At 58.7% G+C, this 24,795-nt stretch carries 24 protein-coding genes and 2 pseudogenes; 17 read left to right on the top strand and 9 right to left on the bottom strand.

Annotated elements, in window-relative coordinates:
- Positions 1-19 precede the first annotated feature (19 nt).
- The 3 genes from CRO62_RS02875 to CRO62_RS02865 all read right to left on the bottom strand — a co-directional run bounded on the left by CRO62_RS02875 (position 20) and on the right by CRO62_RS02865 (position 2,978).
- Positions 20-1,000: a TRAP transporter substrate-binding protein gene (locus CRO62_RS02875; RefSeq protein WP_097099114.1), complete on the bottom strand. Its 981-nt coding sequence runs from the start codon at positions 998-1,000 to the stop codon at positions 20-22.
- 334 nt (positions 1,001-1,334) lie between these two features.
- Positions 1,335-2,189: a D-amino-acid transaminase gene (locus tag CRO62_RS02870; RefSeq protein WP_097099113.1), complete on the bottom strand. Its 855-nt coding sequence runs from the start codon at positions 2,187-2,189 to the stop codon at positions 1,335-1,337.
- Between the two features lie 15 nt (positions 2,190-2,204).
- Positions 2,205-2,978 carry a LamB/YcsF family protein gene (locus CRO62_RS02865; protein ID WP_097099112.1) on the bottom strand — a complete coding sequence of 258 codons (774 nt, stop codon included), beginning with the start codon at positions 2,976-2,978 and terminating at the stop codon, positions 2,205-2,207.
- A gap of 174 nt (positions 2,979-3,152) precedes the next feature.
- Between CRO62_RS02865 and pxpB the strand changes: the two genes are divergently transcribed.
- The 8 genes from pxpB to CRO62_RS02825 all read left to right on the top strand — a co-directional run bounded on the left by pxpB (position 3,153) and on the right by CRO62_RS02825 (position 10,048).
- Complete coding sequence (pxpB, locus tag CRO62_RS02860) at positions 3,153-3,878, top strand: 5-oxoprolinase subunit PxpB (RefSeq protein WP_097099111.1); 726 nt, start codon at positions 3,153-3,155, stop codon at positions 3,876-3,878.
- The gene (locus tag CRO62_RS02855) at positions 3,875-4,846 is read left to right on the top strand and encodes a biotin-dependent carboxyltransferase family protein (RefSeq protein ID WP_097099110.1); all 972 of its coding nucleotides are present in this window, start codon (positions 3,875-3,877) and stop codon (positions 4,844-4,846) included. Before pxpB ends, CRO62_RS02855 begins: the two co-directional genes overlap by 4 nt.
- Positions 4,843-5,487, top strand: a complete 645-nt coding sequence (locus tag CRO62_RS02850) for a GntR family transcriptional regulator (protein WP_097099109.1) — start codon at positions 4,843-4,845, stop codon at positions 5,485-5,487. The genes CRO62_RS02855 and CRO62_RS02850 overlap by 4 nt, the downstream gene beginning before the upstream one ends.
- The gene (locus CRO62_RS02845; protein ID WP_097099108.1) at positions 5,484-6,431 is read left to right on the top strand and encodes an NAD(P)-dependent oxidoreductase; all 948 of its coding nucleotides are present in this window, start codon (positions 5,484-5,486) and stop codon (positions 6,429-6,431) included. The genes CRO62_RS02850 and CRO62_RS02845 overlap by 4 nt, the downstream gene beginning before the upstream one ends.
- Positions 6,428-7,669 (top strand): Zn-dependent hydrolase, encoded by a 1,242-nt coding sequence (locus tag CRO62_RS02840; protein WP_097099107.1) that lies wholly within the window; start codon positions 6,428-6,430, stop codon positions 7,667-7,669. Before CRO62_RS02845 ends, CRO62_RS02840 begins: the two co-directional genes overlap by 4 nt.
- A gap of 12 nt (positions 7,670-7,681) precedes the next feature.
- Entirely contained in the window at positions 7,682-8,320 is a 639-nt protein-coding gene (locus CRO62_RS02835; RefSeq protein WP_097099106.1) for a GntR family transcriptional regulator, read from the top strand.
- Between the two features lie 100 nt (positions 8,321-8,420).
- Positions 8,421-9,587 carry a M24 family metallopeptidase gene (locus tag CRO62_RS02830; RefSeq protein ID WP_097099282.1) on the top strand — a complete coding sequence of 389 codons (1,167 nt, stop codon included), beginning with the start codon at positions 8,421-8,423 and terminating at the stop codon, positions 9,585-9,587.
- Positions 9,588-9,634: 47 nt separating this feature from the next.
- The gene (locus CRO62_RS02825; RefSeq protein ID WP_097099105.1) at positions 9,635-10,048 is read left to right on the top strand and encodes a VOC family protein; all 414 of its coding nucleotides are present in this window, start codon (positions 9,635-9,637) and stop codon (positions 10,046-10,048) included.
- Positions 10,049-10,127: 79 nt separating this feature from the next.
- Here the strand turns inward: CRO62_RS02825 and CRO62_RS02820 are convergent, their stop codons facing one another.
- Positions 10,128-11,306, bottom strand: coding sequence for a M24 family metallopeptidase (locus tag CRO62_RS02820; RefSeq protein ID WP_097099281.1), 1,179 nt, complete (start codon positions 11,304-11,306; stop codon positions 10,128-10,130).
- Positions 11,307-11,723: 417 nt separating this feature from the next.
- Here CRO62_RS02820 and CRO62_RS02815 point away from each other — a divergent pair, with 417 nt between their 5' ends.
- From CRO62_RS02815 to CRO62_RS02800, 4 genes are all read left to right on the top strand, one after another.
- The gene (locus CRO62_RS02815; protein WP_097099104.1) at positions 11,724-12,347 is read left to right on the top strand and encodes a DUF1989 domain-containing protein; all 624 of its coding nucleotides are present in this window, start codon (positions 11,724-11,726) and stop codon (positions 12,345-12,347) included.
- Positions 12,344-13,147, top strand: a complete 804-nt coding sequence (locus tag CRO62_RS02810) for an amino acid ABC transporter ATP-binding protein (RefSeq protein WP_097099103.1) — start codon at positions 12,344-12,346, stop codon at positions 13,145-13,147. The genes CRO62_RS02815 and CRO62_RS02810 overlap by 4 nt, the downstream gene beginning before the upstream one ends.
- 5 nt (positions 13,148-13,152) lie before the next feature.
- The gene (locus tag CRO62_RS02805; RefSeq protein WP_097099102.1) at positions 13,153-13,809 is read left to right on the top strand and encodes an amino acid ABC transporter permease; all 657 of its coding nucleotides are present in this window, start codon (positions 13,153-13,155) and stop codon (positions 13,807-13,809) included.
- A 123-nt stretch (positions 13,810-13,932) separates the two neighbouring features.
- Positions 13,933-14,721, top strand: coding sequence for a transporter substrate-binding domain-containing protein (locus CRO62_RS02800; protein WP_097099101.1), 789 nt, complete (start codon positions 13,933-13,935; stop codon positions 14,719-14,721).
- 457 nt (positions 14,722-15,178) lie between these two features.
- Here CRO62_RS02800 and CRO62_RS02790 read toward each other — a convergent pair whose 3' ends face one another.
- Genes CRO62_RS02790 through CRO62_RS02780 form a run of 3 tightly spaced genes read right to left on the bottom strand, consistent with a single transcriptional unit; the run spans position 15,179 to position 18,248 of the window.
- Positions 15,179-15,796: a GNAT family N-acetyltransferase gene (locus CRO62_RS02790; RefSeq protein ID WP_097099099.1), complete on the bottom strand. Its 618-nt coding sequence runs from the start codon at positions 15,794-15,796 to the stop codon at positions 15,179-15,181.
- A 9-nt stretch (positions 15,797-15,805) separates the two neighbouring features.
- The gene (locus CRO62_RS02785; protein WP_097099098.1) at positions 15,806-16,966 is read right to left on the bottom strand and encodes a Gfo/Idh/MocA family protein; all 1,161 of its coding nucleotides are present in this window, start codon (positions 16,964-16,966) and stop codon (positions 15,806-15,808) included.
- A 31-nt stretch (positions 16,967-16,997) separates the two neighbouring features.
- Positions 16,998-18,248 (bottom strand): ROK family protein, encoded by a 1,251-nt coding sequence (locus CRO62_RS02780; RefSeq protein ID WP_097099097.1) that lies wholly within the window; start codon positions 18,246-18,248, stop codon positions 16,998-17,000.
- A 212-nt stretch (positions 18,249-18,460) separates the two neighbouring features.
- Here CRO62_RS02780 and CRO62_RS02775 point away from each other — a divergent pair, with 212 nt between their 5' ends.
- Genes CRO62_RS02775 through CRO62_RS02760 form a run of 4 tightly spaced genes read left to right on the top strand, consistent with a single transcriptional unit; the run spans position 18,461 to position 23,293 of the window.
- Complete coding sequence (locus CRO62_RS02775) at positions 18,461-19,420, top strand: extracellular solute-binding protein (RefSeq protein ID WP_065660617.1); 960 nt, start codon at positions 18,461-18,463, stop codon at positions 19,418-19,420.
- Positions 19,417-21,423 carry an ABC transporter permease gene (locus CRO62_RS02770; RefSeq protein WP_097099096.1) on the top strand — a complete coding sequence of 669 codons (2,007 nt, stop codon included), beginning with the start codon at positions 19,417-19,419 and terminating at the stop codon, positions 21,421-21,423. The genes CRO62_RS02775 and CRO62_RS02770 overlap by 4 nt, the downstream gene beginning before the upstream one ends.
- Complete coding sequence (locus CRO62_RS02765) at positions 21,416-22,477, top strand: ABC transporter ATP-binding protein (protein ID WP_097099095.1); 1,062 nt, start codon at positions 21,416-21,418, stop codon at positions 22,475-22,477. The genes CRO62_RS02770 and CRO62_RS02765 overlap by 8 nt, the downstream gene beginning before the upstream one ends.
- Before the next feature lie 3 nt (positions 22,478-22,480).
- Positions 22,481-23,293, top strand: a complete 813-nt coding sequence (locus tag CRO62_RS02760) for an inositol monophosphatase family protein (RefSeq protein WP_097099094.1) — start codon at positions 22,481-22,483, stop codon at positions 23,291-23,293.
- An 87-nt stretch (positions 23,294-23,380) separates the two neighbouring features.
- Here the strand turns inward: CRO62_RS02760 and CRO62_RS27780 are convergent.
- Positions 23,381-23,731: pseudogene (locus CRO62_RS27780) on the bottom strand (hypothetical protein); the annotation flags it as partial.
- Positions 23,625-24,098 (bottom strand): LacI family DNA-binding transcriptional regulator, encoded by a 474-nt coding sequence (locus CRO62_RS02750; protein ID WP_323455443.1) that lies wholly within the window; start codon positions 24,096-24,098, stop codon positions 23,625-23,627. The pseudogene CRO62_RS27780 and the gene CRO62_RS02750, both read right to left, overlap by 107 nt.
- A 133-nt stretch (positions 24,099-24,231) precedes the next feature.
- Between CRO62_RS02750 and CRO62_RS02745 the strand changes: the two are divergent.
- A pseudogene (locus tag CRO62_RS02745) lies at positions 24,232-24,609 on the top strand (AP endonuclease); the annotation flags it as partial.
- Positions 24,610-24,795: the final 186 nt, after the last annotated feature.

Below are 24,795 nucleotides of genomic sequence, written 5' to 3'. Positions count from 1 at the left end.
CATTTCCGACGGGAGAAAGTCAGTTACGCGCCTTCAGATAGGCTTCGACATAGGGCGCCGCATCGGGCACGCGCTTGAGAAAATCGTCCCACAACGGCTTGGCGCGCTCGATGAGGGCGGCCTTGAGTTCGGGAGAAGGCGATGTGACGGTAATGCCCTTTTCCTTCAGGGTGGCGAGCTTGGTTTCGTCCTCGGCCCGGCTGACCAGCCAGAATTCGCCTTCGAGTTTCTTCGATGCCTGTTCGATCGCCGCCTGATTTTCGGGCGACAGGGCATTCCAGGCATCGAGATTGACGGTGACGATGTTGGAAGATGCCTGCCAGTTGAAGGTGCTCATGTTTTTCATGAACTCCCAGAAAGCGCCATCGACACCGGACGAAGAGGAGGTCGTGACACCATTGATGGTGCCGGCGGCCAGCGACGGCACGACTTCGCCCCATGGCATCTGAACGGGAAGAGCGCCAAGGGCGTGGAAGAAATTATGGCCGTTCGCATCGACGACGCGGATCTTGAGGCCGTTGACGTCTTCAATTTTTTCGATCGATTTCGGCGCATAGACTGCCTGACCCGGCCAGGGCACCATGTAAAGCAGCTTCTGGTTCATCGAGGTTGCGACTTGCTCGATCTTGGGGCGGAAGAATTTGTGCAGCAGCGCCAGGTCAGGCATCGTCGGGGCCAGATATGGCAGTGTCTCGACACCGAGTACCGGTGCTTCACCCACCTGCTGGCTCATCAGAATATCGGCGATGGGCACGATGCCGTCGCGCACGGCGGTCATACCTTCCGGGCCCTTGATGCCAAGTGACCCGCCGGAATGCACGGTGATGGCTACCTCACCATTCGTGACTGTCTTAACGGTTTCAGCGAATTTTACCGCGTTCTTGGTGTGAAAATTACCTTCAGGCCAAACGACCGACATGTCCCAGGCCGTTTCAGCGGTCGCGGAGGTTGCAAAGCCGGCAATCGTCAAAGCCAGCCCGACGAAAATTGCGTTTTTCATGGTTGTGATCCCCTCACTTATTGTTTCCGGCTCACCCTGTCCCTTGGCGACAGGGCCGCGCGGTTATTTTCGGTATACAGCATGTGCTCCGAATGAGGGGAACTATATGGGCGTTTTTTGAGCGGCGCAATAAGGTGATTAATCTTTGTTCGATTTCGAGCGGGTTGCCTTGCCCACCAGCCTTTGTGCCGGGCTGGCGTCAGTGGAATGCACTCCAGGGAAATTACCGAAAAGGCGCGGATCGGCAGGCAAGGAGTTGCCGCTGTGTGCCGAACAGGGGCCAGGCTTGCGGAGCCGCCGGGGGTGCGGCGGCTCGCTGAACGCGGGCCGAAAATCAGATCGCCGATGCGAGGCGGGTCTCTATGTAAAGCTTACGCAGTGTCTTCGAGACCGGGCCGGGCTTGCCGTCACCGATGATAGCTTCGTCGATCTTGACGACCGGCATGGCAAAATTTGTCGCCGATGTGATGAAGGCTTCGGCTGCGTCCTTTGCCTCATCCACCGTAAAGGCCCGCTGTTCGACGGCAATTCCGGCACCCTGCGCAAGATCGAGAATGCTTCCGCGGGTGATGCCGTGCAGAAGTGCGTTGGAAAGTTCGCGCGTGACCAGCGTGCCGTCCTTTTTGACGATATGCGCATTGGCGGCGCTGCCTTCGGTCACGAAACCATTCTCCACCAGCCATGCATCGTCCGCGCCGCGTTTCAGCGCCTCCATCTTCGCCATCGAGGGGTAGAGAAGCTGTACCGTCTTGATGTCACGTCGCTCCCAGCGCCAGTCCGGCATCGTGGCGATGGCAATGCCGGTTTCCGTGCGCGGATTGTCCAGCACGGGTTTTGCCTGGGTGAACAGGGTTATCGTCGGCGTGGCATTGGCGGGAAAAGCAAAATCGCGATCCGCCGCACCGCGGGAGATCTGCAGATAGATCAGGCCTTCGTCCATGTGGTTCAGGCGAACGATTTCACGGTGAACGGCCAGAAGTTCCTCCGCTTCGAGGGGGCAGGTCAAGCCGAGTTCGGCGAGCGAGCGCTGAAGGCGGGCGCTGTGGCCGGCATAGTCGATCAGCTTCCCGCCGATCACGGCGGTGACTTCATAAATGGCGTCCGCGAACAGAAAACCGCGGTCGAAAACGGAAACCTTGGCGTCGGCTTCGGCAAGCCAGTCGCCATTCAGATAAACAGTGCGTGTCAATGGAACGTCCCCGGATCAGGTGTTTGGTGTGGCGAAAGGAGCAAATTGCAGCCCATATCGGGCGAGCGATGAACGAAGGGCGCGCGCCATATCCACGGCGCCGCGCGTGTCGCCGTGAACGCAGATGGTGGCGGCTTCCACCGGCAGTTTTTTTCCGCCCGTTGTCGGGATTACACCGTCGCAGACCATGGACAGAACCTGATCCACACTCTGGTTGGGATCGTGGATCACTGCACCCTGCATCTGCCGGGAGGTGAGCATTCCCGCATCGTCATAGGTGCGGTCGGCATAAACTTCGCAGGCAACGCGCAGCCCCGCTTTTTCGGCGGCCTTCATGGTTTCCGAATAGGGCAGCGTAATGAAGACCAGCGACGGATCCACCGCCTTAATGGCCCGGATGCAGACCTGCGCGAGATCTTGATCGACGGCAGCGATGTTGCCCAGCGCACCATGGGTTTTGACATGGGTGATTGGCCAGGAAAGCGCCGCGGCCATGCCCTGCATTGCGGCGATCTGGTAGATCAGCTGGGCCTCCACATCCTCGGGACGTTCGCCGGATATACGACGGCGGCCGAAGCCGTAAATATCCATGAAAGACGGGTGGGCGCCGACCGCGATGTTCCTTGCCTTGGCGGCAAGAATGGTGTCGCGCATGACAACCGGATCGCCGGCATGAAAACCGCAGGCGATGTTTGCCGTGGTAATCAGCTCCATCATCGCTTCGTCTTCGCCCATGGTCCAGGCCCCGAAGCTTTCTCCCATATCGCAGTTCAGATCGATCGTCGCCATAGCCCCTCTTTCCGGGCAAGATGTTGCCCGGCCTCGTCCAGTTCATACGCGTGATATCAGGCAGCACGCATTCATTGCATCTTTTCATTGACATACAATTGGTATACTGAAATAGCAAGGAAGGATTGGCGGGAGAATCGAATTCGCATGCGTGGACGTGAGGGAGTGTAATCGATGGGCGGCAAATTTCCGCGCATTCTTGCTTGTGGTGACAGCGCCCTGTCCGTTGAACTCGCCGATACCATCGATGAAACGGTGAGCGAGCGCATCATCGCGCTTGCGGCAAATCTCGCTGCAACGCCCGTGGAGGGCATCGAGGAACTGGTGCCAACCTACCGGTCCCTCATGGTCAGCTATGATCCGTCCGTCATTCGCGGCCATGCGCTTGACCGGGAGTTGCACCGGCGCCTGATGACGCTGACGGTGAACAGCGTTCCGGCCAGACGCTTCGATGTGCCTGTGGTTTATGGCGGATCGGTCGGGCTCGACCTGCAGGAACTGGCGGACATGAAGGAAATGACGACTGCCGCCCTGATCGAGCTGCACGCATCCGCCGAATATCGTGTCTATATGATCGGTTTTGCGCCGGGTTTTGCCTATCTCGGCGGCCTGCCAGAACAATTGCATACGCCGCGTCTTGCCACGCCGCGTCAGCGGATCGAGGCAAGTGCGATTGGAATCGGCGGCAAGCAGGCAAGCATCAATTCCGTGCCGGGGCCAAGCGGATGGCGCTTCATCGGCCGCACGCCGCTTCGGCTTTTCGACCCGCATCGCCCGGAGCCGTTTCTGTTGCAGGCGGGAGATAGGGTTCGTTTTCGGCCGGTGAGCGAAAACGAGGCCGCAGAGCTTGACCGGGCGGTCGCCGCCGGCCAGCCCGTCATGGAGGCGCAGCTTTCATGAGTTTTCTCGTCATCCAGCAGATAGGGCCGATGGCTACCGTTCAGGATCTCGGCCGCAGGGGATTGAGTCATGCCGGCGTTTCCGGTTCCGGCCCCATGGATATGCCTTCTTTCCGAATTGCGAACGCGCTGGTCGGCAATGTCGAAAACAGCGCGGCAATAGAATTTGGCGGCAGCGGGGGCAGCTTTTCCGTTTTGCGGCCGGCACGCATCGCCGTGACCGGAGGCGCCGTCGATATCCGCCTCGGTAAACGAAAACTGTCGCCCTGGGAGAGCTATACTCTTTTGCCGGATGACGTGCTTTCGATCGGCGCCCTGCGCGATTGCGTCTGGGGCTATCTCGCCGTCTCCGGCGGCGTGGATACCGTGCCGGTGCTCGGTTCGCGTGCCACCCATGTGCGAACGGGTCTCGGCGGTTACGAAGGGCGTCGTTTGCAGGCGGGTGACCGCCTGCCGCTCGGCCGGGATAATCCCGGCGTCAATCTGGCGCTCCGGCAACTCTGGCGGCGGTCCGGCGGTCCCGTCCGAATTGTTCTCGGTCCACAGGACGACTATTTCTCTGCCGAAACCCAGCGGGCTTTCCTGAAAGCCTCTTTCATCGTTTCTCCGGCCCGGGATCGCATGGCGCAGATGCTGGACGGACACGCTGTTCATGCCGAAGGCGGGCACGATATCGTCTCCGACGGAACCTGCGCGGGATCGATACAGGTCCCGGCATCGGGACGGCCCATCGTGCTGATGGCGGAGCGTCAGACGACAGGCGGCTATCCGAAAATCGCAACGGTCGCCACCGTCGATCTGCCCCGGCTTGCGCAGGTTCCGAGCGGCCGACATGTCTCTTTCGCGGCCATTTCACGGGAAAAAGCCGAAGAGCTTCTAATTGCGGAGCGCACGGCCTTGCGCGAACGCCTGGCAAATCTGGTAGAAAAGCCGGAAACGGATGATGTTTCAGGAGGTATGCCATCATGAATCAGCCACTTGCCAAGCAGGCTTATGGGAAGATCATCGAAATGATCCTGTCCGGTGCGCTGACGCCGGGTGACGCTTTGCAGGAAGCGAAACTGGGTGATCTGCTGGACATGTCCCGGACGCCCGTGCGTGAGGCGATCAAGCGGATCGAGGCCGAGGGTCTCGCCACGCAGGAAGGACGGTTTCTCAAAATTCGCCGGCTGAAGGCGGAGGAGGTCGAGGAGATTTTCTTCCTTCGTCAGGTGCTGGAGACTCATTGCGCCAGACAGGCGGCGATGGCCCGGCCGGAGCTTGGCGAGCTGGAAGCCCGGATACGGCATTTGCAACAGCATGGCCCCGGCGAGGACGATGAGCAGCGCCGCGTGGACGATGCTCTCCACCGGACGCTCGCGCTTTCCACAGGCAGCGAGATGATGGTGAGCACGATCGAAGATTTGCGCCGCCGTACCTGCATGTTCGATCATGCCCAGGTGCCGGATCGTTTTCTGAAAAGCTGCGACGAACATCTGGAGATGATTGCCGCCCTGCGCGCCGGCGACGGGGAACGGGCAGGCGCGCTCATGGCCCGCCATATCGTTCACGCCCGCGACGCCATTCTTGAAAAACTGGAACAATTTCCCGAAAGGAACAGGGACGCATGAAATGCCTTATTGTCCAGCCTATTCATGCCGACGGCCTCGCCCTTCTGCGCGAGGCGGGGGTTGAACCGGTTTTGTGTCCAAAACCGGACATGGCGACCGTGGCCGCAATGATCAAGGGTTGTGATGCCGTCATCACGCGCGATGCGGGCCTGTCTGCATCGGCCATCGAGGCGGGCGACAGACTGCGGGTCATCGCCGTTCACGGCACGGGCCATGACGCTGTCGACAAGGAAGCGGCGACGGCGAAGGGCGTTCTGGTCTGCAACACCCCCGGCGTCAATGCCCGCTCGGTTTCCGAACTGGCGCTCGGTCTGGCACTGGCTGCCGCAAGACGTATTCCCGCTGCCGACCGCAGCGAAAGAGCCGGGGTCCATGGCTTTCGCGAGACGGAGAGTTTTTCCGAATTGTCCGGCAAGACCGCCCTTATCGTCGGCTGGGGAGCGACCGGTGCCGGGCTCGGCCGGATGCTGAAGGCCGCTCTGGATATGCGGGTTCTGGTCTATTCGCCGCGGGTCGCCGATCTCGATGGCTTCGAACGGGCTGACAATCTTGAAAACGGGCTGAGGCAGGCCGATCTGATTTCCCTGCATACGCCGCTCAGCGCGGAAACACGCGGTCTGTTCGGGGAGCAGGCCATTTCAGCGGTGAAACCGGGCGCGATATTTATCAACACAGCCCGGGCGGGACTGGTGGATGAGGCAGCGCTTGCCCGCGCCATCGAAACCGGCCGCATAGCCGCAGCCGGGCTGGATGTTTATTCACCTGGCGCGCCGACCGGACCTCTGGCCGCCGGTGGCCGGGTGATTTTCACACCGCATCTCGGCGGCACGACGCTGGAAGCGCTTCGCCGCGTGGCTCTTGGCTCTGCAAGGCATGTTTTGACGGCGCTTGCGGGCGAACGCCCGGTCACCGCGCTCAATGCGCCGCAGGAGATGATGGCATGACGCAAACCGTGATCGCAGAGACGGTGAACCGTCTGCTGGACCGCATCAATGCCATTTCAGCGGAAGGCCCCGGTTTTACCCGGCCTTCCTACAGTGCGCTGGAAAGCGAAGCGCATCAGGTGATTGCCGAAGAATGTGAAGCCCTTGGCCTCACTGTTACGCAAGATGCCGCACTGAACCTGTTTGCCCGGCTGCCCGGCAGAGACCGGCAGGCCACGCCGCTCTATATCGGCTCGCATCTCGATACCGTGCCGATGGGCGGCGCCTTTGATGGCACGGCGGGTGTGGTGGGCGCCATGGCACTCGTCACCGCATTCGTGAAAAGCGGGCAGGCCCCGCCGGCAGATATTGTCGTGACGGTGACGAGAGCGGAGGAGAGCGTCTGGTTTCCAGTCTCCTATGTCGGGTCGCGTGCGGCGCTTGGCCGGCTCACGGGGCCGGAAATGCAGGCGCGTCGCGCCGACAGCGGCAGAACACTCGCCGAGCACATGAGGGAACTCGGGGGCGACCCGGACGCCGTCCTGCGCGGGCCGGGATTGCCGCCGGCGCGTTTCGTCGAATTGCATATCGAGCAGGGGCCGGTGCTTGACAATGCTGGTGAGGCTTTCGGCGTCGTCGATGGCGTGCGCGGCGGCCTGCGTTACCGTGAAGCGCGAATTGAAGGGGTCTGGGCCCATTCTGGCGGCGCGCCGCGTGATGCGCGTTCGGATGCCGTTTTTGCCCTTGCGGATCTCATCGTTGCCATGGACAGGGTCTGGGAAGGAATTCTGGCGGAAGGGCACGATCTTGCCGTTACCTTCGGCCGGGTGGATGCGGCAAGCAGTGAACACGCTTTCGCCAAGGTTCCGGGCCGGGTGGATTTCTGCATCGATGTCCGCAGCGCCGACGACGCGGTGCTGGACCGGGCGGATGGAATTTTCCGACAGGAAATCGAGAAGATCGAAAAACGAAGGGGCGTGCGCGTCGTCACCGGCGTCCAGTCCCGCAGCAAGCCCACCCGTCTGTCCTCCGACCTCGGCCGGCAGATAGCCGCTGCCGCCGAACGGACCGGCATCTCGCCCCGGCAGATGTTATCGGGCGGCGGGCATGATGCGGCGGCATTTGCCCAGGCGGGATGGGAATCGGTGATGGTCTTTCTGCGGAACTGGAACGGCAGCCATAACCCGGATGAGGCCATGGATCCGGCCGATCTGGCGCTTGCCGTTGATATTCTGCAACAGACCTGGTCGGCTCGGTAAAGGGGAGGGAGCATGAGCGAAAAGGAAACTTTGACCCAGCAGGCCTATACGGATGTCAAGCAACGTATTCTGGAGGGGAAGTTCAAAGCCGGTGACGTTCTGACGGAGAGAGCCCTGGCGCTCGAATCCGGCATTTCCCGCACGCCGCTGAGGGCGGCAGTCTCCCGGCTTGAAAAAGAGGGCGTGATTTCGCGGCTCGCCAATGGCGCATTGATGGTGCGGCCCGTCACGGTGGAGCAGTTGCTGGAAATCGTGCAGATACGGCGCTTGCTGGAGAGTGCTGCGGCGGCGCGCGCCGCTGAGCGCCCCTTTCCCGAGGCGCTCGAACATTCGCGGCAAATCATGCAGGCTTATGCGGATGGCAGGAACGTGGCCTTCGATCAGTTCTGGCTGGACGACGACCAGTTTCACGAGGCCGTGGCAGCTGCCGCCGGGCTTGAGCTTTTGCCTGCCATGCTGACCGAAATGCGCAGTATCGCCCGACGTTGCACCATCACCCGTACGCATGACCGTTTTGCCGAGCAGGCACGCGAACATATTGCGGTTATCGACGCCATCAAGGCGCAGGATCCACAGAAGGCTTCCGCCGCCATGGAGGCACATTTCGAAAGCGTGAAAAGCCGTTTTCTGGGGTGGCTGAGCCGCCCCTGAAACCGGTACCCGCCAGCGTTTTTTCTTTCTTCATTCCGGTCTTGAGACGCTTTTGGAGGCTTCTCATGCAAAAGCCGAGCACGACGATATGGACAGTTTCATGCAGGAATTTGCCGATTTGCAGGGGTGTGACGCCTCTTTCCCCGGGGAGGAGTTCGCCGCGAGGCAAGATCGTGCGCGCACCGCCATCCGCAATGCGGGTCATGAAGCGCTCGTCGTCACCGGTCCTGAAAACATCTACTGGCTGACCGGGCGGCAGACGGCCGGATATTTCGCTTTCCAGGCGTTGATCATGCCGGTGAATGGACCGCCGACGCTTCTCGTCCGGCAGCTTGAACTGGCAGGATCCATCGCCAATACCTGGCTGGACGACGTCGTCGCCTATCAGGATGGCGCAAACCCGGCGGTCGCCTTGGTTGATCTCTTGAAAAAGCGGCATATCGAGCGGCCGGCCATCGAACTGGACGGCTGGTTTGTTTCTCCGGTACTTGCCGCAAAAATCGCGGAACAGATGGGTGTTGCGTCCATCCCGGACGGTTCCTCCATTCTTTCGCCGCTGCGGACGATAAAGTCCGCAGCCGAGTTGGAGGCCATTCGGCTCGCGGCGGGATATACCGAGGCGGGGCTTTCGGCCGGTATTGCCGCCTGCGCCGCCGGAACCAACGAAAACGCGATAGCCGCCGCCATGCTGGGTGCCGCCACAAGGGCGGGCTCGGAGGTCATGGCCATGGAGCCGCTCGTATCTTCCGGGCCGCGCAGCGGTTTGCCCCACATGACCTGGAGACGCCGCAAGCTTGAGGATGGCGATGCGGTTTTTCTGGAGCTCGCCGCCTGCCATGCGCGCTATCACGCCGCGCTGATGCGTACCGTGTGGATCGGTTCTCCGCCCGCCGAAGCACGGCGGATGATGGATTGCGCGTTGAAAGCCCTCGATGCGGCGCTGGCCGCCATTCGGCCCGGTGTTTCATGTGCCGAACCCCATGAGGCCGCGCAACGCGTGATCGACGCGGCGGGTTACAATGCCGCCTTCCGCAAGCGCATCGGTTATTCCATGGGAACCGCTTTCGCGCCGGACTGGGGCGAAGGAGCGCTCTTGAGCCTGTTTACCGGCGTCGAGAGGATAATCGAACCCGGCATGGTGTTCCACCTGCCAGCCACCCTGCGCAGCTATGGCGTGTGGACGGTTGGCGCATCCGAAACGGTCATTGTGACAGAGACGGGGGCCGAACCTCTCTCCAGCCTGCCGCGTGACCTGACCATCCGCTGATGGCCCGATAGCGGCCATCTCCCTTTAAAAATTGAAAGGAGTCCGAAATGCGTTCACTTTTTCACCTTGCCTATCACGTCACCGACCTTGACGAAACGCGTCGCTTCTATGGCGGCGTTCTTGGGTGCGAGGAAGGCCGTTCCACCGACAGCTGGGTGGATTTCGACTTTTTCGGCCACCAGATATCGATGCATCTGGGCAAACCGTTCGAGGTTACCCGGACCGGCAAGGTCGGCAATCATATGGTGATGATGCCGCATCTCGGTGTCGTACTGCCTCTCGATGACTGGTTCGCGCTTTCGAAGCGCCTGGAAGACGCCGGCGTGGCCTTCGATATTCCGCCGGTCGTCCGCTTTGAAGGCGAGCCGGGGGAACAGCGCACCATGTTCTTCTTCGATCCGAGCGGCAATCCGATCGAGGTGAAGGGCTTCAAGGATTTCGACGGCGTTTTCGCCCACTAAAATAAAAAACAGGGGGCGGCTGTTGGCCGCCCCCGATGGACTCTGTAGCCGCATGCGGACCGTCGCCTTCTCGGAGACACTACCACCAGTGGCTGGGCGAACGGGTCAGAAGCTCGTTGCCGTCGCGCCCGATGATGATGATATCCTCATAAAAAGCCGCGCCGACACCGTCGAGCGAAAGGAAGGATTCGATACCGAACACCATGTTTTCCTCGGCGATATCTTCAGGCTGCGACATGCTGGTCGAAATTCTCGGCTGTTCGAAGCCGAGACCGATGCTGTGGCCATAAAACGGGAAGTTCTTCATGATGGCGGATACCGAGCCTCCGAAGGCCTGCGTCAGACGGTCGCCTTCAGCGGCAATATCGATGAGCTTCACGCCTGGCCGCATCATGTCGGAAAGACGATGAACGATATTGGCCGCAGCTTCGATCAGCCGTCGCTGGTCCGTTGTCGGTTTGCCGCATATGCCGGTGCGGCCGGGGTCGAGATAATAGCCCTGAAAAAATGCCGCATGGATGGTGCCCGTAACGATGTCGCCGGGCTTTGGTGTGTCCGCGCTATAGCCGGTCAGGGGAAAACGCTGGTCGAAACCCAGCGTTTCGCCATGGTTGCAGCCGATCATCTGCAGCCGGCCGCCGCGCCGCACCACTTCACGGGCCGCCTCTCCCGCCGCTTCCTGCTCGGAAAGGCCGCCGGTCAGGCCTTCCATCAACCTGTTCAGGCCGGCCGTCGCGCCTTCGCCGGCAACGCGATAGCACTCCAGTTCCTTCAGGCTTTTGATGCGCCGGACGGAGCGGATCACATCGTCCTCGGCTATCCACTCAATGTCTGGAGCGTCCTGAAGCAATTGCTGATAATATTTGACGGGGATGAACTGCGTGCCGACGATTGCGACACGCCCTTTTATGCCCCTTTCGACCAAAGCTTTCGCCACGCTTCGGAAAGGGTGGCTGGAACAATGCGTATCGCGGATCGAGACGAGATCGGTGCGCACTTCCGGCTCATCGATATGAAGCTGCGGCTCTTGGCCCTGCTGTAGAATGATCCCGGAAAAGGACCGTGCGGTCCATATCAGCGAATCCATGCCGCCGCTGATGGCGTAGTGGTTGGAAAGATAGAGTATGTCGCCGCAATTGTCCGTGGTGCCGCCGCCCCGGCCGAAGACCACCGCTGTTTCATAGCCACGGCGCTGCATTTCCCGCAAAACCCGCTCCCAGCGGCTTTCATATTCCTCGATCGCAAAATACCGGATCACGCGTTGCACTCCATTCAATCTGCTGTTCTACCTAGCGATTTTCGCGCGCCGATCCACCGGGACCTGCGGCGAACTCGGGCAGCATTTCCACCGATGCCTGATCCTCCCGGAAGCCCGCATTTGCGAATTTCGACTGGAAGACTGTGGGATCGAACTTTTAGGTACACCAAACGTATCCCGTGATTGATGACAGTGCAAGCGAATGATGCGGGAGGCATAAATGATGCAATTTTGTGCATTTTACTGCTCGTTTTATGGCTGTTTAGCCTAATATGTTTGCTATAAATATTTGAAAATCTTTATTGAATTCCGCTGGTATACTGAATATAAATTGTTTCGACCGAGCGGTATCGATCCGGGTCTATCGCCTGCTTGCCGCCGTCTCACCGGTTTCAGCATTCCTTTCAACGGTGTCCGATGACTAAAAATGTGCAAAATTTATTGGCAGGTCATGGCGCAGCCTATCGCATGCTGGCCGGCGAGGTTGCCATCGTTACGAATTCCCGCGGAAACCAGGTCGTGGATGCGTGGGCTGTCGCGGCAGCCGATCCATCTGAGATCAGCTCGATGGATCATACGCGCTCGGTTAACAGCAATATTTTCATTGAGCGCGGCATGGGTATCTTCAGCAACCGCAGAAGAGCCATGATGACGCTAGTGAGCGACAGTGGCGCCCTGCGGCATGATACGCTGCTCTGCCCATGCAATGCGGATCTTTACCGGCAACTGGGATGCGAGGGTTTTCATCGCAGCTGTTCCGGAAATTTCCATGAGGCGCTGGGGGAGAAGGGGCTTGCCGTCGCCCAGACGCCGGCGTCTCTCAACCTTTTTATGAATGTGGCGGTGAACGCCGATGGCAGTCTCGACCGCCGCCCGCCGGCCTCCGCGGCGGGTGACCATGTGGCGCTGAGGGCCGAGATGGATCTGCTGCTCGTGCTGTCCGCCTGTCCGCAGGACATTACGGAGATCAACGGTGTGGACCGCACGCCGAGGGATGTCGCGGTGCAGATCGTTGATGAATATAAGGAGACGACCCTATGACCGGACCGGTTTTGAACCTGCGGGATATCCGCAAGAGCTTCGGGGAAAACGAGGTTCTGAAAGGCGTCTCGCTCAGTGTCGAACCGGGTGAAGTGGTATCCATCATCGGCGCAAGCGGTTCGGGCAAAAGCACCTTCCTGCGTTCGATAAACGGTCTGGAAATGCCCCAGTCGGGCTATCTCGAATTCGAGAACCTGTCTTTCGATTTTCGGCCGGAATCGCGATTTTTCCCGACGCCCTCGCAACTGCAGGCCCTGCGCGCCCGCGTCGGCATGGTGTTTCAGAGCTACAATCTCTGGCCGCATCTGACGGTTCTGGAAAATGTCATCCATGCTCCGGTCCGGCTGCTGAAACGACCCAAAAACCAAGCTGTCGAAGAGGCGGAGGCCCTGCTTTCCCGCATCGGCCTTTATGAGAAACGCCACAGCTATCCCGCACGCCTGTCCGGCGGCCAGCAGCAGCGCGTCGCCATCGCGCGGGCGCTCGCCATGAAACCGCGCCTGATGCTTTTCGATGAAGTGACCTCCGCGCTCGATCCCGAACTTGTCCATGAGGTGCTGGTGCTGATGGCTTCGCTGGCCGCGGACGGCATGACCATGCTGCTGGTGACCCATGAAATTGCCTTTGCCCGCGACGTTTCATCGCGTGTGCTCTTTTTCGACAAGGGTGTCATCGCTGAAACCGGCGCGCCCGACATTCTTCGCAATCCGCAGAGCGATCGCCTGCGGCAATTTCTTCACCGCATTTTGCATGACCAGCTTGCCCCCAGCGGCGCAGCAGATGGCGCCGGGGGAGCGTGACGACGATGGCAAATTTTATCGACGAAGTGCAGCTTTACGGTCCGGGCTTTCTTCTGGCTGCCTGGACGGTGTTCTGGCTGACGATCCTGACCATTATCGTCAGCTGGGGCTGCGGCTTGCTTGCGGCGCTTAGCCATCGTTCGCCGTGGCGCGCGGTGCGTGCCGCCTCCGCCTTCTACGTCTGGTTCGTTCGCGGCACACCAACCCTGATCCAGGTCTTCATCATCTATTTCGGCCTGCCGCAATTCGGCGTGAAGCTCTCACCCTTTACTGCCGGCGTGCTGGCGCTCGGCGTCAATAGCGGCGCCTATGTCGCGGAAATCATCCGGGGAGGCTTGTCGGCCATCCCGCGCGGGCAGACGGAATCGGCTCTGGCGCTGGGGTTCAGCCCGGCGGAAACCATGCGCAGCATTATCCTGCCGCAGGTATTCCGCATCATCCTGCCTTCGGTCACGAATGAAGCCATTTCGACGTTGAAAAATACATCGCTGCTTTCGACGATCACTGTCGTGGAGCTGACGCTTTATGCCCAGACGCTGATTGCCGCAACATTCAGGCCTTTCGAGTTCTACATCGCCGTGGCCGTCATCTATCTCCTGCTTACGACGGTGCTGATACAGCTCGCTGCTTTGCTGGAACGCCGTTATGCCCTTTCAAGCTAAGGCCAAGACGGTTCTCAGCGATGCCTGAAATATTCAGCGGAGCGATCCGCAGGATCGACTGCGGGTGACGCAAATGCCGCCTGACGAACAGGAAAATGCAAAAAATCAATAAGGGAACGAGTCATGAAATTCAAATCTATCGCATTTGTCGTCGCGGCACTCGCTGCGACCATCGCCAATGCTCCGGTCTTTGCCGCAGAGCTTGAATTGCTGGAGCCCGGGAAGCTGCAGGTCGCAACGGAAGGAACCTTTTCGCCCTTCAGCATGCGCGCTCCTGATGGAACGCTCGACGGTCTGGAAATCCGTGTGATGAAGGAAGTGGCGAAGCGCCTCGACCTCACCTACACGCCGGTTCTGATCAAATGGGACTCCCTGCTGGTCGGTCTTCAGGCGGATCAGTACGATATCATCAGCGCTTCCATGGATATAACCGAAGAGCGGCAGAAACGCGTCACCTTTGCCAACGGCTGGCTGGAATCGGGCGGCCGCATCGTCGTCCAGAAAGGCTCGGGCATCAAAAGCGCCGATGATCTCAAAGGCAAGACCGTCGGTGCGCTCGTCTCTTCCACCTTCGCAAAAATCGCCGAGGAAAAAGGTGCAATCGTCAAAGGATACAAGGCTGAATCGGACGCGATGCAGGACCTCGTCAACGGCAATATCGACGCGACCATTACAGATGCGATCGCCGGTGCATGGGCGATCAAGAATTCCGGCCTTCCCCTCGAAATGACACCGGATTTCGTCAGCCACGTCCAGAAAGGTTTCGCTATCAAGAAGGGCAAGCCCGAGTTGGTGGAGGCGGTGAACAAGGCGCTCGCCGACATCGTGGCGGATGGCACCTATGCCAAGCTTACGGTGGAGCTTGTGGGTTTCGATCCTGCACCGAAAGATCCGATCAAAAGTATTGAATAAATTCTATAGAAAGCTGTGCGCCGCAGCCGCTTGGTGGCCGTGGCGGCGCACTCGCTCGATTACATCTAGTTCGGAAGTGTCGTCCCCAACCATAGTTGAGGAAACTCACGCTTGGCTTTGACCCGGGTCCACGAAGAGAGTTCTAGTGTCTGTTGAGGCTCCTGCTCGAATTCTATCAAGGGAATGTTCGCGCCCGCCTTCACCAAGGCCATCTTAATACGGCTGAGTCAGAGCGAATTCGCGATCAGGTCGACCGAGATGGCGGTCCGACGGTTCGAATCCCATCGAGGCGAAAAGACATTTCGTTGCAGATGGGAGCGGGCTATCAAAGCCAGCTTCTTCATGAAAATCTTCTCTGAAAGAGTCTTGGTTGTCCTCGCGCTTCCACAAGTGAAAACAAAAGGCGCTACAGCGTAAAGAGCGACCTTATGAATCGTGCCGCGTTTTAAGTATTTTATCAAATCAGCCGCTTCGCCATCAGGATCGATGGTGTCCGGTCCAATTCCACGAAGCCGAATTTGGCGTAGAAGCTGACGACTTTCTCGTTATGCTGATTCACGCCCAGATGGACGCCAGTAACGCCTGATCTCTTCAAAGCATCAAGTTGATGGCGGAGCAGCCCCGACCCATGCCCACCATTTTGAACCTCCGGCAAAAGATTGATATGCAGATGGGCGGGGTAGGGGCCCGTGACCTGAGCTGGGGTCCTTATTGCGCTTCGAATATAAGAAAGAACGTTCTCATCCTCTACCGTCCGCGTTGAGAAATCGCGAAGCTCTTCCTGCAAGGACGGCCACCATGCGGCCTCGAGCCAATTTTCATAGGCAATCGTATCGGGTGCTGCGACACAGTAGCCCATGACGACGCCATCATTCGTCAGCACGAATGCATTTTCTGCGCAGAAGCGGACATATGGCAGCGCCCATACTAATCCCGGAAGTCTTTGGTCACTGTAGTATTGTGATCCGTCCTGCCCTCGATCGGCAGTGCGCACGCAGATATCGAGGATCGCCGCTTCATCGGACGGTTGAGCGTTGCGGATGATAACGGATGACGAAAGCGCTTGCATGGTCATAATCGCCGCTCAAGCAGCAGCATGCGGGATGCGAAGCGCGTCGTCGAAACGCTGCCAGGTCTCGGCAAGCTCGATCGTGCGCCGCGAACGACGTGCCTCATCGATCTTGATTGCAACAAGCCCCGCCTCCAAAGCCGCGACGATATTCACGGGCAACGGTGCAGCCTTTGTCAGATGCCGATAGATATCCAAAGCCATCTGGTCATCGGCGCCATAGTGATCGCTTTCATGCCCTTCGTAACGTCGCTCGACAAGCTTTTCACCCGTTACGGCCGAATGAACCTCGAAGCGATTGCGAATGAAATCGCCCTCGGCCATTCCCTTGCTACCGATCACGCAGAAGCGGCGAAACTGATCTGGAACGTTGAGATTGGTATGAAACGTCATCGTCGACCCGCCACTATATTCGATAATCGCGGTCTGATAGTCAATAATATCGCCGTCGCTCTCAAAGACTGCATCGCTCTCCAGCCAGCCGCTCGGTTTCCTGTAGAACTCCTGTTGTTGAAATTCGGAGAGCCGATCCGGCCTGTTTTCTGCAACAAACGATTTTCGACCACCAAAGCTGGCGACGGCCATCGCCCGCTGCCCCACCACACTGCCATAGAGATCGATATCGTGGCAGCATTTTTCCAGGATGAAGGGGCCTGCGTAGCGCGTATGCCGCCGCCAGTCGCGCATGAAAAAGGCGCCGTGGTAGGGTGCAATATGCTCGGACGCCTCGATCGACGTAACCGCGCCGATGTAACCTTCAGCCTGTGCTGCACGCAGATCCCGGTAGAGGTCAGAGTAGCGCAGAACGAGCCCCACGATAACGCTTTCATCGCCATATTCGGCAAGCAAACGCGCCATCGTCATCGTCTGGTTTTCGTCGATCACCACCGGCTTCTCCGTGAAAACCCGCACGCCTGCGCGCAATCCCGCGGTGATATGTTCCAGATGGAAAAGATTGGGCGAGCCGACCATAAGAAGATCCGGCTTCGTCTGCGTCAGCATAGCCTCGATGGTTTCGAAACGTCGCGGCGCCGCCATGCCTGCGGACTGCATGGCTGGCAGCCCAGCAGGCTGCGGGTCCATCAAGCCGACAATTTCCAGTTCAGGGCAGGCCTTGCGGAAGGAGGCAATGACATTGGCAAGCCGAAAGCCGAGCCCGGCAATTGCGATTTTCATGTTTTAGTCCTGTCGGCAAGAGTTATGTAAATCAGGATGACGTGTCGTCATCCGTTGGCGCGCCTGCGACCCGATCGAAGCGTCTTTCGAAATCAATCGTCTGGCTGCGTCCGCGCATGGATGAGAGGCGCCTGAAGTCTGGGCTGCCATGAGCAATCACAGGTAGCATGGCAGCGCCGATCGCGGCGGCCTCCGGCCCTAGAGCGCCAGCACACAGCCGGGGAATTTCGCGGTGGCTTCGGGCGCTGACTGACGGCAAAAGAGGATAGGCCCGGTCGATCAGGGAATTGATGAGCGCTGGTGGAAAGTGCCCTCCAACCACGATGGTCTGCGGGTCCATGATGTTTTCAAGCAGCGACACCAGCAACCGCAGACGCTTTGAATTGAGATCGAGCCATCGCATCAGAATACTGTCGCGTTGAGCGTAAAGTTTCTCCAATGCCCCAGGCCGCGCAATCTCCTTGCTTTCGCACGACAGCATCGCTGCAAGCTCGTCGATCGAAAACGGTGTCTGTTTCCCCGCATCTGGATTGGCAAGTTCCGCCGGCCATGTCAGGAGACCGATTTCTCCGGCATTGTTCCAAAATCCCTGGAGCGGCATGCTGTCATTGATAATGCCTGCCCCAAGTCCGTGCCCGACGAAGATATGGACGTAGTGGCTCAGTCCTCCCGCACTTCCCACCCTCAGTTCGGCAACTGCTGCGGCTGTGGCGTCATTCTCGACGATGGTGGGGAGGCCACATGCATCTTCGATGGCTTCCGCCACCGGAATACGGCTCCACGCATCCCAACCCGGCGGGCCGACGGGATGTTCGAATTCCGCCTCCTGCAATGTGGGCATCGCGATGCCGATGCCCCAGGCGGGACGATCCACCGTAACCGACCGCAGACGCTGTGTCATATCGGCGATGGCACGGATGGTGTCGGATGGATCTTCGAGCGATGCGGATGCGGTTTCGCGACCCAACTCACGCCCCGCCAGATCGCAGACGATGCCCAGAAGCCCGTCGCGATCCACGTGAATACCCAGGCAGCAACCGGCCTCGGCTCTGACCCACATCTTCTTTTGCGGCGCACCGCGCGCGCCCTCCTGTTGGATGGTTTCCACAACCACTGAACGGTCTATCAGGTCCTTGCAGATATTGGACATGGTCTGCGGCTTCAAGCCTGTCACATCAACAAGGTCACGCCGGCTTATGCCATTGCCAGATCGGATCAGATCGAAAACGAGGCGACGGTTGTAGCGGCCGGAATATGTGTGATTGCTGCCCATCAAGCTCATCGGGGCCAATTCCTATTTAATAAATTAAATGGAATTTATCAGCCCGGCCTATGGGCGTCAAGCAGTTCGCAATGCAGATAATCTTAGCCTTCAGTCATAACACTGTAACGAAAGGCCCGTAATTCCGAAGAAAAGGCGGCTTGATTTTTAATCTGTTAAATGGATTAATAGGATCGCCTTCTTCTCAGTGACTTTAAAAAGGGAACATAGTCATGCTGAAATGGACCTTGCGGCGTATCATAGCGGGCGCGTTGGCGTCGGCGTCGATCATCAGTGTTGCGAATGCCGGAGAACTGGTGGTCTACACCGCTCATGGGGAGGCGACATCTGCTCCCATCCTCGATGCTTTTGCCAAGGAAAATCCGGATGTGAAGGTGACCGTCGTGCGCGGCGGTACTGGCGAGCTGATCGAGCGCCTGCGTGCAGAAGGTGGCAATTCCTCGGCAGACGTCATGTGGGGCGGACCGACGCAGACCTTCGAAGAAAATGCAGCGCTCTTCCAATCGTTCGAAAGCAAGTCCGACGCCGACATGGTGACTAACGATCCCAATCACATCTGGCATCCGTTCACGGTGCTGCTGCAGCCGCTGGTCGTCAGCACCAAGCGCGTCGAGGCCGGCTCCATACCCAAGACGCAGAAAGACCTCGTCTCACAGGACTTCGCAAAGAACGGTGGCCTGATTATTCCAGACCCTGCAAAATCCGGCACCGGCTATGTCATTCTTTCCGCCCTTGCTGGCAATTTCGGTTGGGATTTCGTCGGTCAAATGGCCAAGGGTGCGCGCATTGCTCCCGGTTCCGATGACGCCTTCAACGCCGTACGCGACGGTGAAGCAGCAGTTGGCTGGATTAACGAAGATCTGGGTGCCAAGTGGAAGGCTCAAGGTCTGCCGATCGAAATCGTCTATCCGACCGATGCGGTTACCGGCCAGATCGATGCGCAAGCCATAGTCAAGGGCGCGCAGCACATCGAAGACGCCAAGAGCTTCATCGATTTCCTCGGCAGCAAGACGGCGCATGAAATCGTTCGCGACGCCACCGTTCGACGCTCGGCACGCAAGGATGTAACGCCTCCCGCCGCTCTGCCTGACATGGCTACGCTCACGATCGTATCCGCTGTCGATCCGCGCCCTGTGGTCGTGGCTCGCTTTCAGGAGCTTCGCGGAAAATGAAGGTGCTGCGCGACAATTGGCTGATATTTTCAATCGTCGCGCTCGTGCTCTGCGGCCTGACGATTGTTGTCCCGCAGGTTCGTCTCATGGCCGCCTCCCTCCTGGAGGAGGGCGGCCGTTTTACTCTTCTGCATAATAAAGACGGCTTGCAATTCGTCCCGGAAATGACCGCCCGATACAGCGTTGCTAAACTTTCTGACGGCGTTGCGATAACGCTGAGTTCGACTGACAGTCTGACTGTAGACGTCGAGGATGACCGAACGCTGCGCCTCTCTTCGCAAGAGCCGATTTCGGTTGGTAAGGACGAGGCAGGTTTACTTGAACTCGATCTGGGCTCGGCTCGGTTCACGCTTTCGCAGCAGGCGCCCCGGGGGCTATTCGCGACAACTGCACCCGCGCCTTTAGATATCAACGCGCAGTCGCTCAACGCCGTCCTGCTCTCACATGCCGCGAACGCCTACATCACCTTCGAAAACAAATCGCTGGCGCTCTCTGCTGTCCACTATACCGATTTCTTTACACGCTCGGAAACCCTTTCCGCCACGGTAAACAGCCTGCTGATCGCGTTGACGTCCACCGGACTTGCCGCTTTGATCGGCGTATCGCTGGCTTATCTTATCGCACGTTACCGGGTCGCGGGCAGCACTGCTATCGTCTTTCTTGTCACTATGGCGTCCGTGTCTCCACCATTTCTGGGGGCGTACGCCTGGCGCTTGCTCCTGGGACGAAACGGCGTTCTGACCAACTATCTCGGCCTCGATGTCTCTATTGTCGGCTTGCATGGCGTCATTTGGGTCATCACCTGGCTGGTCTTTCCAATCATCTTTCTGCTCAGTCACAGCTCGTTTCAGAGTTTGGACGCTGGCCATATCGAGGCAGCGGAAAGCCTTGGTGCCAAGCCGCCTCGTGTGCGCATGACGGTCGAAATTCCGCTGGCCCTTCCCGGCATCATCACCGGTCTCTATCTGGCAACGATGGCAGCCCTGTCTGACTTCGGAACGCCGCGCATCATTGGCCTCGATGTCAACGCACTGCCGGTTCTGATCTATACGTCCTTCCTGAGCGAGGCTGGACGCAATCCGGCGCTTGCGGCCACAGGATCAATTGTGCTCATCACCATCTCGAGCCTCTTCCTCATGGCGCAGCAAATCTATTTGGCGCGACGCGGTTTTGCCGTGGTGTCGTCGCGGGCGCTGGAACGCAAGCCGCTATCGCCTCTTGCTCATGGCATAGTGCTTGGAGCGGTCATCATTGCCCTTCTCATGGCATTCACGCCACACCTGACGGTGCTGGTTTCCAGCTTCATGGAATGGCGGGTCGGCCTACCCAGCGCGAACTTTACGGTGGAAAACTACGCCACTATGTGGCGCACCGGCATGGGGCCGGCTTGGGTGACTTTGTCGCTTGGTATTGCCGGAACGCTGGCGGCAACAGCAATCGGGTTGGGGATTGCATATGTTATTATACGCAAGCGCTACCGGATCATCGCCCCCGCTCTCAGCCTCACCGTCATGATGCCCTACGTCATTCCCGGCACGGTGCTCGGTATCGGTCTCATCATGATGTTCAACAAGGCGCCGCTGCAACTGACCGGCACCTGGTTCATCCTTCTCCTTGCCTATCTCATTCGTAACTTGCCTTTTACGGTGAAGGCGTCAGAGGCGGCCCTGAGGCGCGTTCACCCGGCTCTCGAAGAGGCCGCAATCAGTCTTGGAGCGCGTCCATTCAGGGTCTTCTTCACCATAACGGCACCTCTGGTTCTGGCGGGTGCGGTAACCGGTGCAACGCTCACCTTCCTTCACATCGTCACGGAACTGTCGTCTACCATCGTTCTCTATCGTCCGCCGTGGAAGCCGATGACAGCCGTGATCTTCGAGAACACGCTGGTCGATGCCGATTTCGGTGTCTCCGCAGCACAGACCATCCTGCTGATGCTGATCATTTACATCCCTCTCTATTTCATTGTCCGCTACGGCCAAATTCGAGGAAATTCCGGTGGTTGAAACCTCATCTTCCAAAACTCCAACCCAAGGCTGCGAGGTCGTCATCGACGCCGTCTCCAAGACCTTTGGCAATCATGCAGTTCTGAAAGACATCAGCCTCAAGATCAGGCCCGGCGAATTCTTCACGCTGCTAGGGCCGTCCGGTTGCGGCAAGACGACACTTTTGCGCGCCATTGCAGGCTTCCACCCAATCGATGGCGGAAAAATCCTGTTCAACGGGCAGAACGTGACTTCACTCGCCGCCTGGGACAGAAATATCGGCTTCGTCTTCCAGAACTACGCGCTATGGCCAAACCAGACCGTGTTCGACAATGTCGCTTACGGGCTCAAGCTGCGTAAGGTTCCGAAGAGCGAAGTTGCTGAAAGGGTTCGAGCCGCACTGGCCCAGGTCGAGCTTCACGGCGTCGAGAAGCGCTATCCCGCAGAAATGAGTGGGGGTATGCAGCAGCGCATCGCGCTGGCGCGTGCACTCGTCATCAACCCGCCGCTGCTTCTCATGGACGAGCCCATGTCCAACCTTGATGCGCGTCTTCGCGTGGCTCTTCGCCATGAACTGCGCAGTCTGCAGAAGAGACTCGGTCTGACAGCAATCTATGTGACGCATGATCAGGAAGAAGCTCTTGAAATGTCGGACCGGATCGCCGTGATGCAGAATGGCATCGTGCAGCAGCTTGCAGATCCCGAAACCATTTATTCCCGACCGTCAAACCGCTTCGTTGCCGAGTTTGTCGGCAGTGCCAACTTTATAGAAGGAAGTTTTGACGAAACAGGCTTCCTGATGGCGGACGGGCCAAGATTTGCCATGACTGGAAACAGCCATAGGGGCAAGGGCACCCTCGTGGTGCGGCCCGAACAGGTAATGATCCGCGAATTCGGCAACGGTCTTGCCGATGCGACGGTCGAGGACCGGCGCTTCATGGGCAAAGCCTGGATTCAAAGCCTTCAGCTTGAGAACGGTTCGACCATTTCTGTTGAAACAAGACGAGCACTCGATCTAGGTTCGCGCGTGGGTGTCGATTTCGAAACCATAACCTTTCTACCCGCGGGAGCATGAGTGATGGCAGACCTTTCGCTTGACGAACTGATGCAGCTTGCATCCACCGCCGCCATGGCTGGCGGCGCTGAATTGAAGACCTATTTTGGCGCTATGTCGCGGGATAGTGTTCAGCGAAAAGCGATCGGAGATTATGCCTCCAGAGCAGATCTCGCAGCCGAAAAAGCGATTGCTGCAATCCTGGCAAAGGCAGGCGACAACTACGGCTTCGTCGGCGAGGAGACAGGCGCGCGCAACGCCGATGCGAAACGTCGCTGGGTGGTGGATCCACTAGATGGGACGAGCAACTTTATCTGGGGCATTCCCTATTTTGCCGTCAGCATCAGTCTCTGCGACGACGAAGGCGAGCTGCTAGGCGTGGTCCTGGACCCTTTGCGCGACGAGATGTTCACCGCAGTTCGAGGCCGGGGCGCCCAGTTGAACGGCAAGAAACTAGCCCTGTTAGAGGAGAAACCGCCGGAAGAGGCGATCATCTCCCTATCGATGCCGATCCACGGACAGTTGAAGGCAATCGACCGCAGCACATTCTTTCAGGCCCTGGACGTAATCACCAATGAGACGGCAGGCGTCCGGCGTCTTGGCTCGGCGGCACTCGATCTCGCCTATGTCGGGGCCGGCAGGCTCGATGGCTACTTCGAAGATGGCCTCAGCCATTACGATTACGCCGCTGGCAAACTCATAGCAGAGGAGACGGGAGCGCTAGTTACGTCACTCTCCAGTGAAATATGTCAGGACGGCGGCTCACTGCTCGCAGGGGCGCCATCCATGCATCAGTGGCTCAGATGTAAGTTTCAGCAAAGAGAGACTGTAAGCTGAAAAGTTTCACAGCCGTAGGTCGTTTTCGATCTTTGAATCGATGCATCGTGCTGTTCTAGAATGCGGTCTTGGACTGCACTGAGGGTGCGCGACGTACAGCTGCCAATATGCGTTGCCGAACCGACGCATATTTAGACCAAGGCGTCTTGAAAGCTCGCCGGATCTTCTGTCGCTTCAAATAGTGCTTCTGGGAAAGGGGCTTATCGGTTTTGGTGCTGGGCCGCGCGATGTCGACACAGACCCGACAAAGGTGCCGTCGGTCGCCGCGCGTTGTGCCTGTCGGACGGAGCGTGCGGAAGCTGCCTTCTTGGCGGGCGCCATTTTGCCAGAGCTAACTGTCGGCTTTGGCGGTCGTCGTTCTTCGGCCGCTGGTGGTACACTGAGCCAGCGGATGATTGCATCCAAGCCTGGCCGGAGCTGCTTTTGCAGTTCTGCCGTCGAGACCGTCGTATGAACGACAATCGCGGACGGCTGCGGCAATTGCCTCGGGCTTCCGAGGGTCAATGTGACGAACGAAGAATTGCACATTCAGCGCTGTGTACATTCTCCCAGCCAGATCAATGCCTTCTCGCAACGCTGCATGAAATGGATTGACCGGAGGCTGCATGAGGACTGCGACGCGCAGGGCACGGGAGGGCGTGCGGTCTAACGCCCGATCAATACCAAGCGCACGCGCCGTGGCCAGTACGAGGTCCTCTTTATCAGCGCACACCCCTCCGCGATTGTTCAAAACCCTATCGACTGTGGCAGTCGAGACACCGGCTGCTTTCGCGACATCCGTAATGCTCACCTTTCGCGCAACCATCTGCCTCTCCATCGCTCATTCTGATGGGATCCCATCAAAATCGAACTTCGTAAACCGAATATCTCAAGCTACATCTCTGCGTCGAGGAGGGTCGCCCACAAGGTGAGCGACACCGGGGAAGGACCAGAACATCATGAGTATTACAGTCACCACGGCGCCGTGTTGCTGGGGCGTCGATGACGTGCGCAATCCGAACCTGCCCCCATGGGAGCTTGTGTTCGATGAGGTCAAGGCGGCCGGGTACGGCGGAATGGAGCTTGGCCCTTATGGTTACGTGCCTTTGGATATAGACCTGGTTTCTTCGGCGCTATCGAGCCGAGGGCTCTATATCGTGGCCGGAACGATCTTCAACGACCTTGTCGCTTTGCAAAATCGCGAGAGCCTTCTGCAACAGACCGACGAGATTTGTTCCTTGATCACCCGCCTGCCAAGGCCGCCCAAATCCGCAGGCCGGCGCTTCTCCGCGCCCTATCTGACCGTAATGGACTGGGGACACGACGAGCGCGATTACCTGGAGCGGATGACCTGATCGTTGACGCTGACACGGCAAAGCAGGTCGGATGGCGCAGGACGCATTGGACGATGCTCTCGATGCCAAGAGATTCTGGCACTGAAAGCGGAGGAGCTCGTGACGCGGTCGGCTGTTGCTTCAATCCGCGGTACCGGCGTTCTGAGATAAGTCATGAGTACACCTGCT

Source organism: Rhizobium sp. AN6A (genome assembly GCF_900215635.1).
Classification (GTDB): Bacteria; Pseudomonadota; Alphaproteobacteria; order Rhizobiales; family Rhizobiaceae; genus Agrobacterium; species Agrobacterium tumefaciens.
Note: the sequence above shows the minus strand (reverse complement) of the source record. Positions and strands in the feature narration are given on the sequence as shown.

Bases quoted from the DNA above. Each gene is read 5' to 3' on its own strand.
- CRO62_RS02830 (WP_097099282.1), top strand. From the start codon at position 8,421: ATGCAGGAATTTGCCGATTTGCAGGGGTGTGACGCCTCTTTCCCCGGG.
- CRO62_RS02825 (WP_097099105.1), top strand. From the start codon at position 9,635: ATGCGTTCACTTTTTCACCTTGCCTATCACGTCACCGACCTTGACGAA.
- CRO62_RS02805 (WP_097099102.1), top strand. From the start codon at position 13,153: ATGGCAAATTTTATCGACGAAGTGCAGCTTTACGGTCCGGGCTTTCTT.
- CRO62_RS02750 (WP_323455443.1), bottom strand. From the start codon at position 24,098: ATGGTTGCGCGAAAGGTGAGCATTACGGATGTCGCGAAAGCAGCCGGT.
- pxpB (WP_097099111.1), top strand. From the start codon at position 3,153: ATGGGCGGCAAATTTCCGCGCATTCTTGCTTGTGGTGACAGCGCCCTG.
- CRO62_RS02760 (WP_097099094.1), top strand. From the start codon at position 22,481: ATGGCAGACCTTTCGCTTGACGAACTGATGCAGCTTGCATCCACCGCC.
- CRO62_RS02800 (WP_097099101.1), top strand. From the start codon at position 13,933: ATGAAATTCAAATCTATCGCATTTGTCGTCGCGGCACTCGCTGCGACC.
- CRO62_RS02875 (WP_097099114.1), bottom strand. From the start codon at position 1,000: ATGAAAAACGCAATTTTCGTCGGGCTGGCTTTGACGATTGCCGGCTTT.
- CRO62_RS02850 (WP_097099109.1), top strand. From the start codon at position 4,843: ATGAATCAGCCACTTGCCAAGCAGGCTTATGGGAAGATCATCGAAATG.
- CRO62_RS02835 (WP_097099106.1), top strand. From the start codon at position 7,682: ATGAGCGAAAAGGAAACTTTGACCCAGCAGGCCTATACGGATGTCAAG.
- CRO62_RS02780 (WP_097099097.1), bottom strand. From the start codon at position 18,248: ATGAGCTTGATGGGCAGCAATCACACATATTCCGGCCGCTACAACCGT.
- CRO62_RS02770 (WP_097099096.1), top strand. From the start codon at position 19,417: ATGAAGGTGCTGCGCGACAATTGGCTGATATTTTCAATCGTCGCGCTC.
- CRO62_RS02865 (WP_097099112.1), bottom strand. From the start codon at position 2,978: ATGGCGACGATCGATCTGAACTGCGATATGGGAGAAAGCTTCGGGGCC.
- CRO62_RS02790 (WP_097099099.1), bottom strand. From the start codon at position 15,796: ATGACCATGCAAGCGCTTTCGTCATCCGTTATCATCCGCAACGCTCAA.
- CRO62_RS02815 (WP_097099104.1), top strand. From the start codon at position 11,724: ATGACTAAAAATGTGCAAAATTTATTGGCAGGTCATGGCGCAGCCTAT.
- CRO62_RS02785 (WP_097099098.1), bottom strand. From the start codon at position 16,966: ATGAAAATCGCAATTGCCGGGCTCGGCTTTCGGCTTGCCAATGTCATT.
- CRO62_RS02855 (WP_097099110.1), top strand. From the start codon at position 3,875: ATGAGTTTTCTCGTCATCCAGCAGATAGGGCCGATGGCTACCGTTCAG.
- CRO62_RS02810 (WP_097099103.1), top strand. From the start codon at position 12,344: ATGACCGGACCGGTTTTGAACCTGCGGGATATCCGCAAGAGCTTCGGG.
- CRO62_RS02845 (WP_097099108.1), top strand. From the start codon at position 5,484: ATGAAATGCCTTATTGTCCAGCCTATTCATGCCGACGGCCTCGCCCTT.
- CRO62_RS02840 (WP_097099107.1), top strand. From the start codon at position 6,428: ATGACGCAAACCGTGATCGCAGAGACGGTGAACCGTCTGCTGGACCGC.
- CRO62_RS02775 (WP_065660617.1), top strand. From the start codon at position 18,461: ATGCTGAAATGGACCTTGCGGCGTATCATAGCGGGCGCGTTGGCGTCG.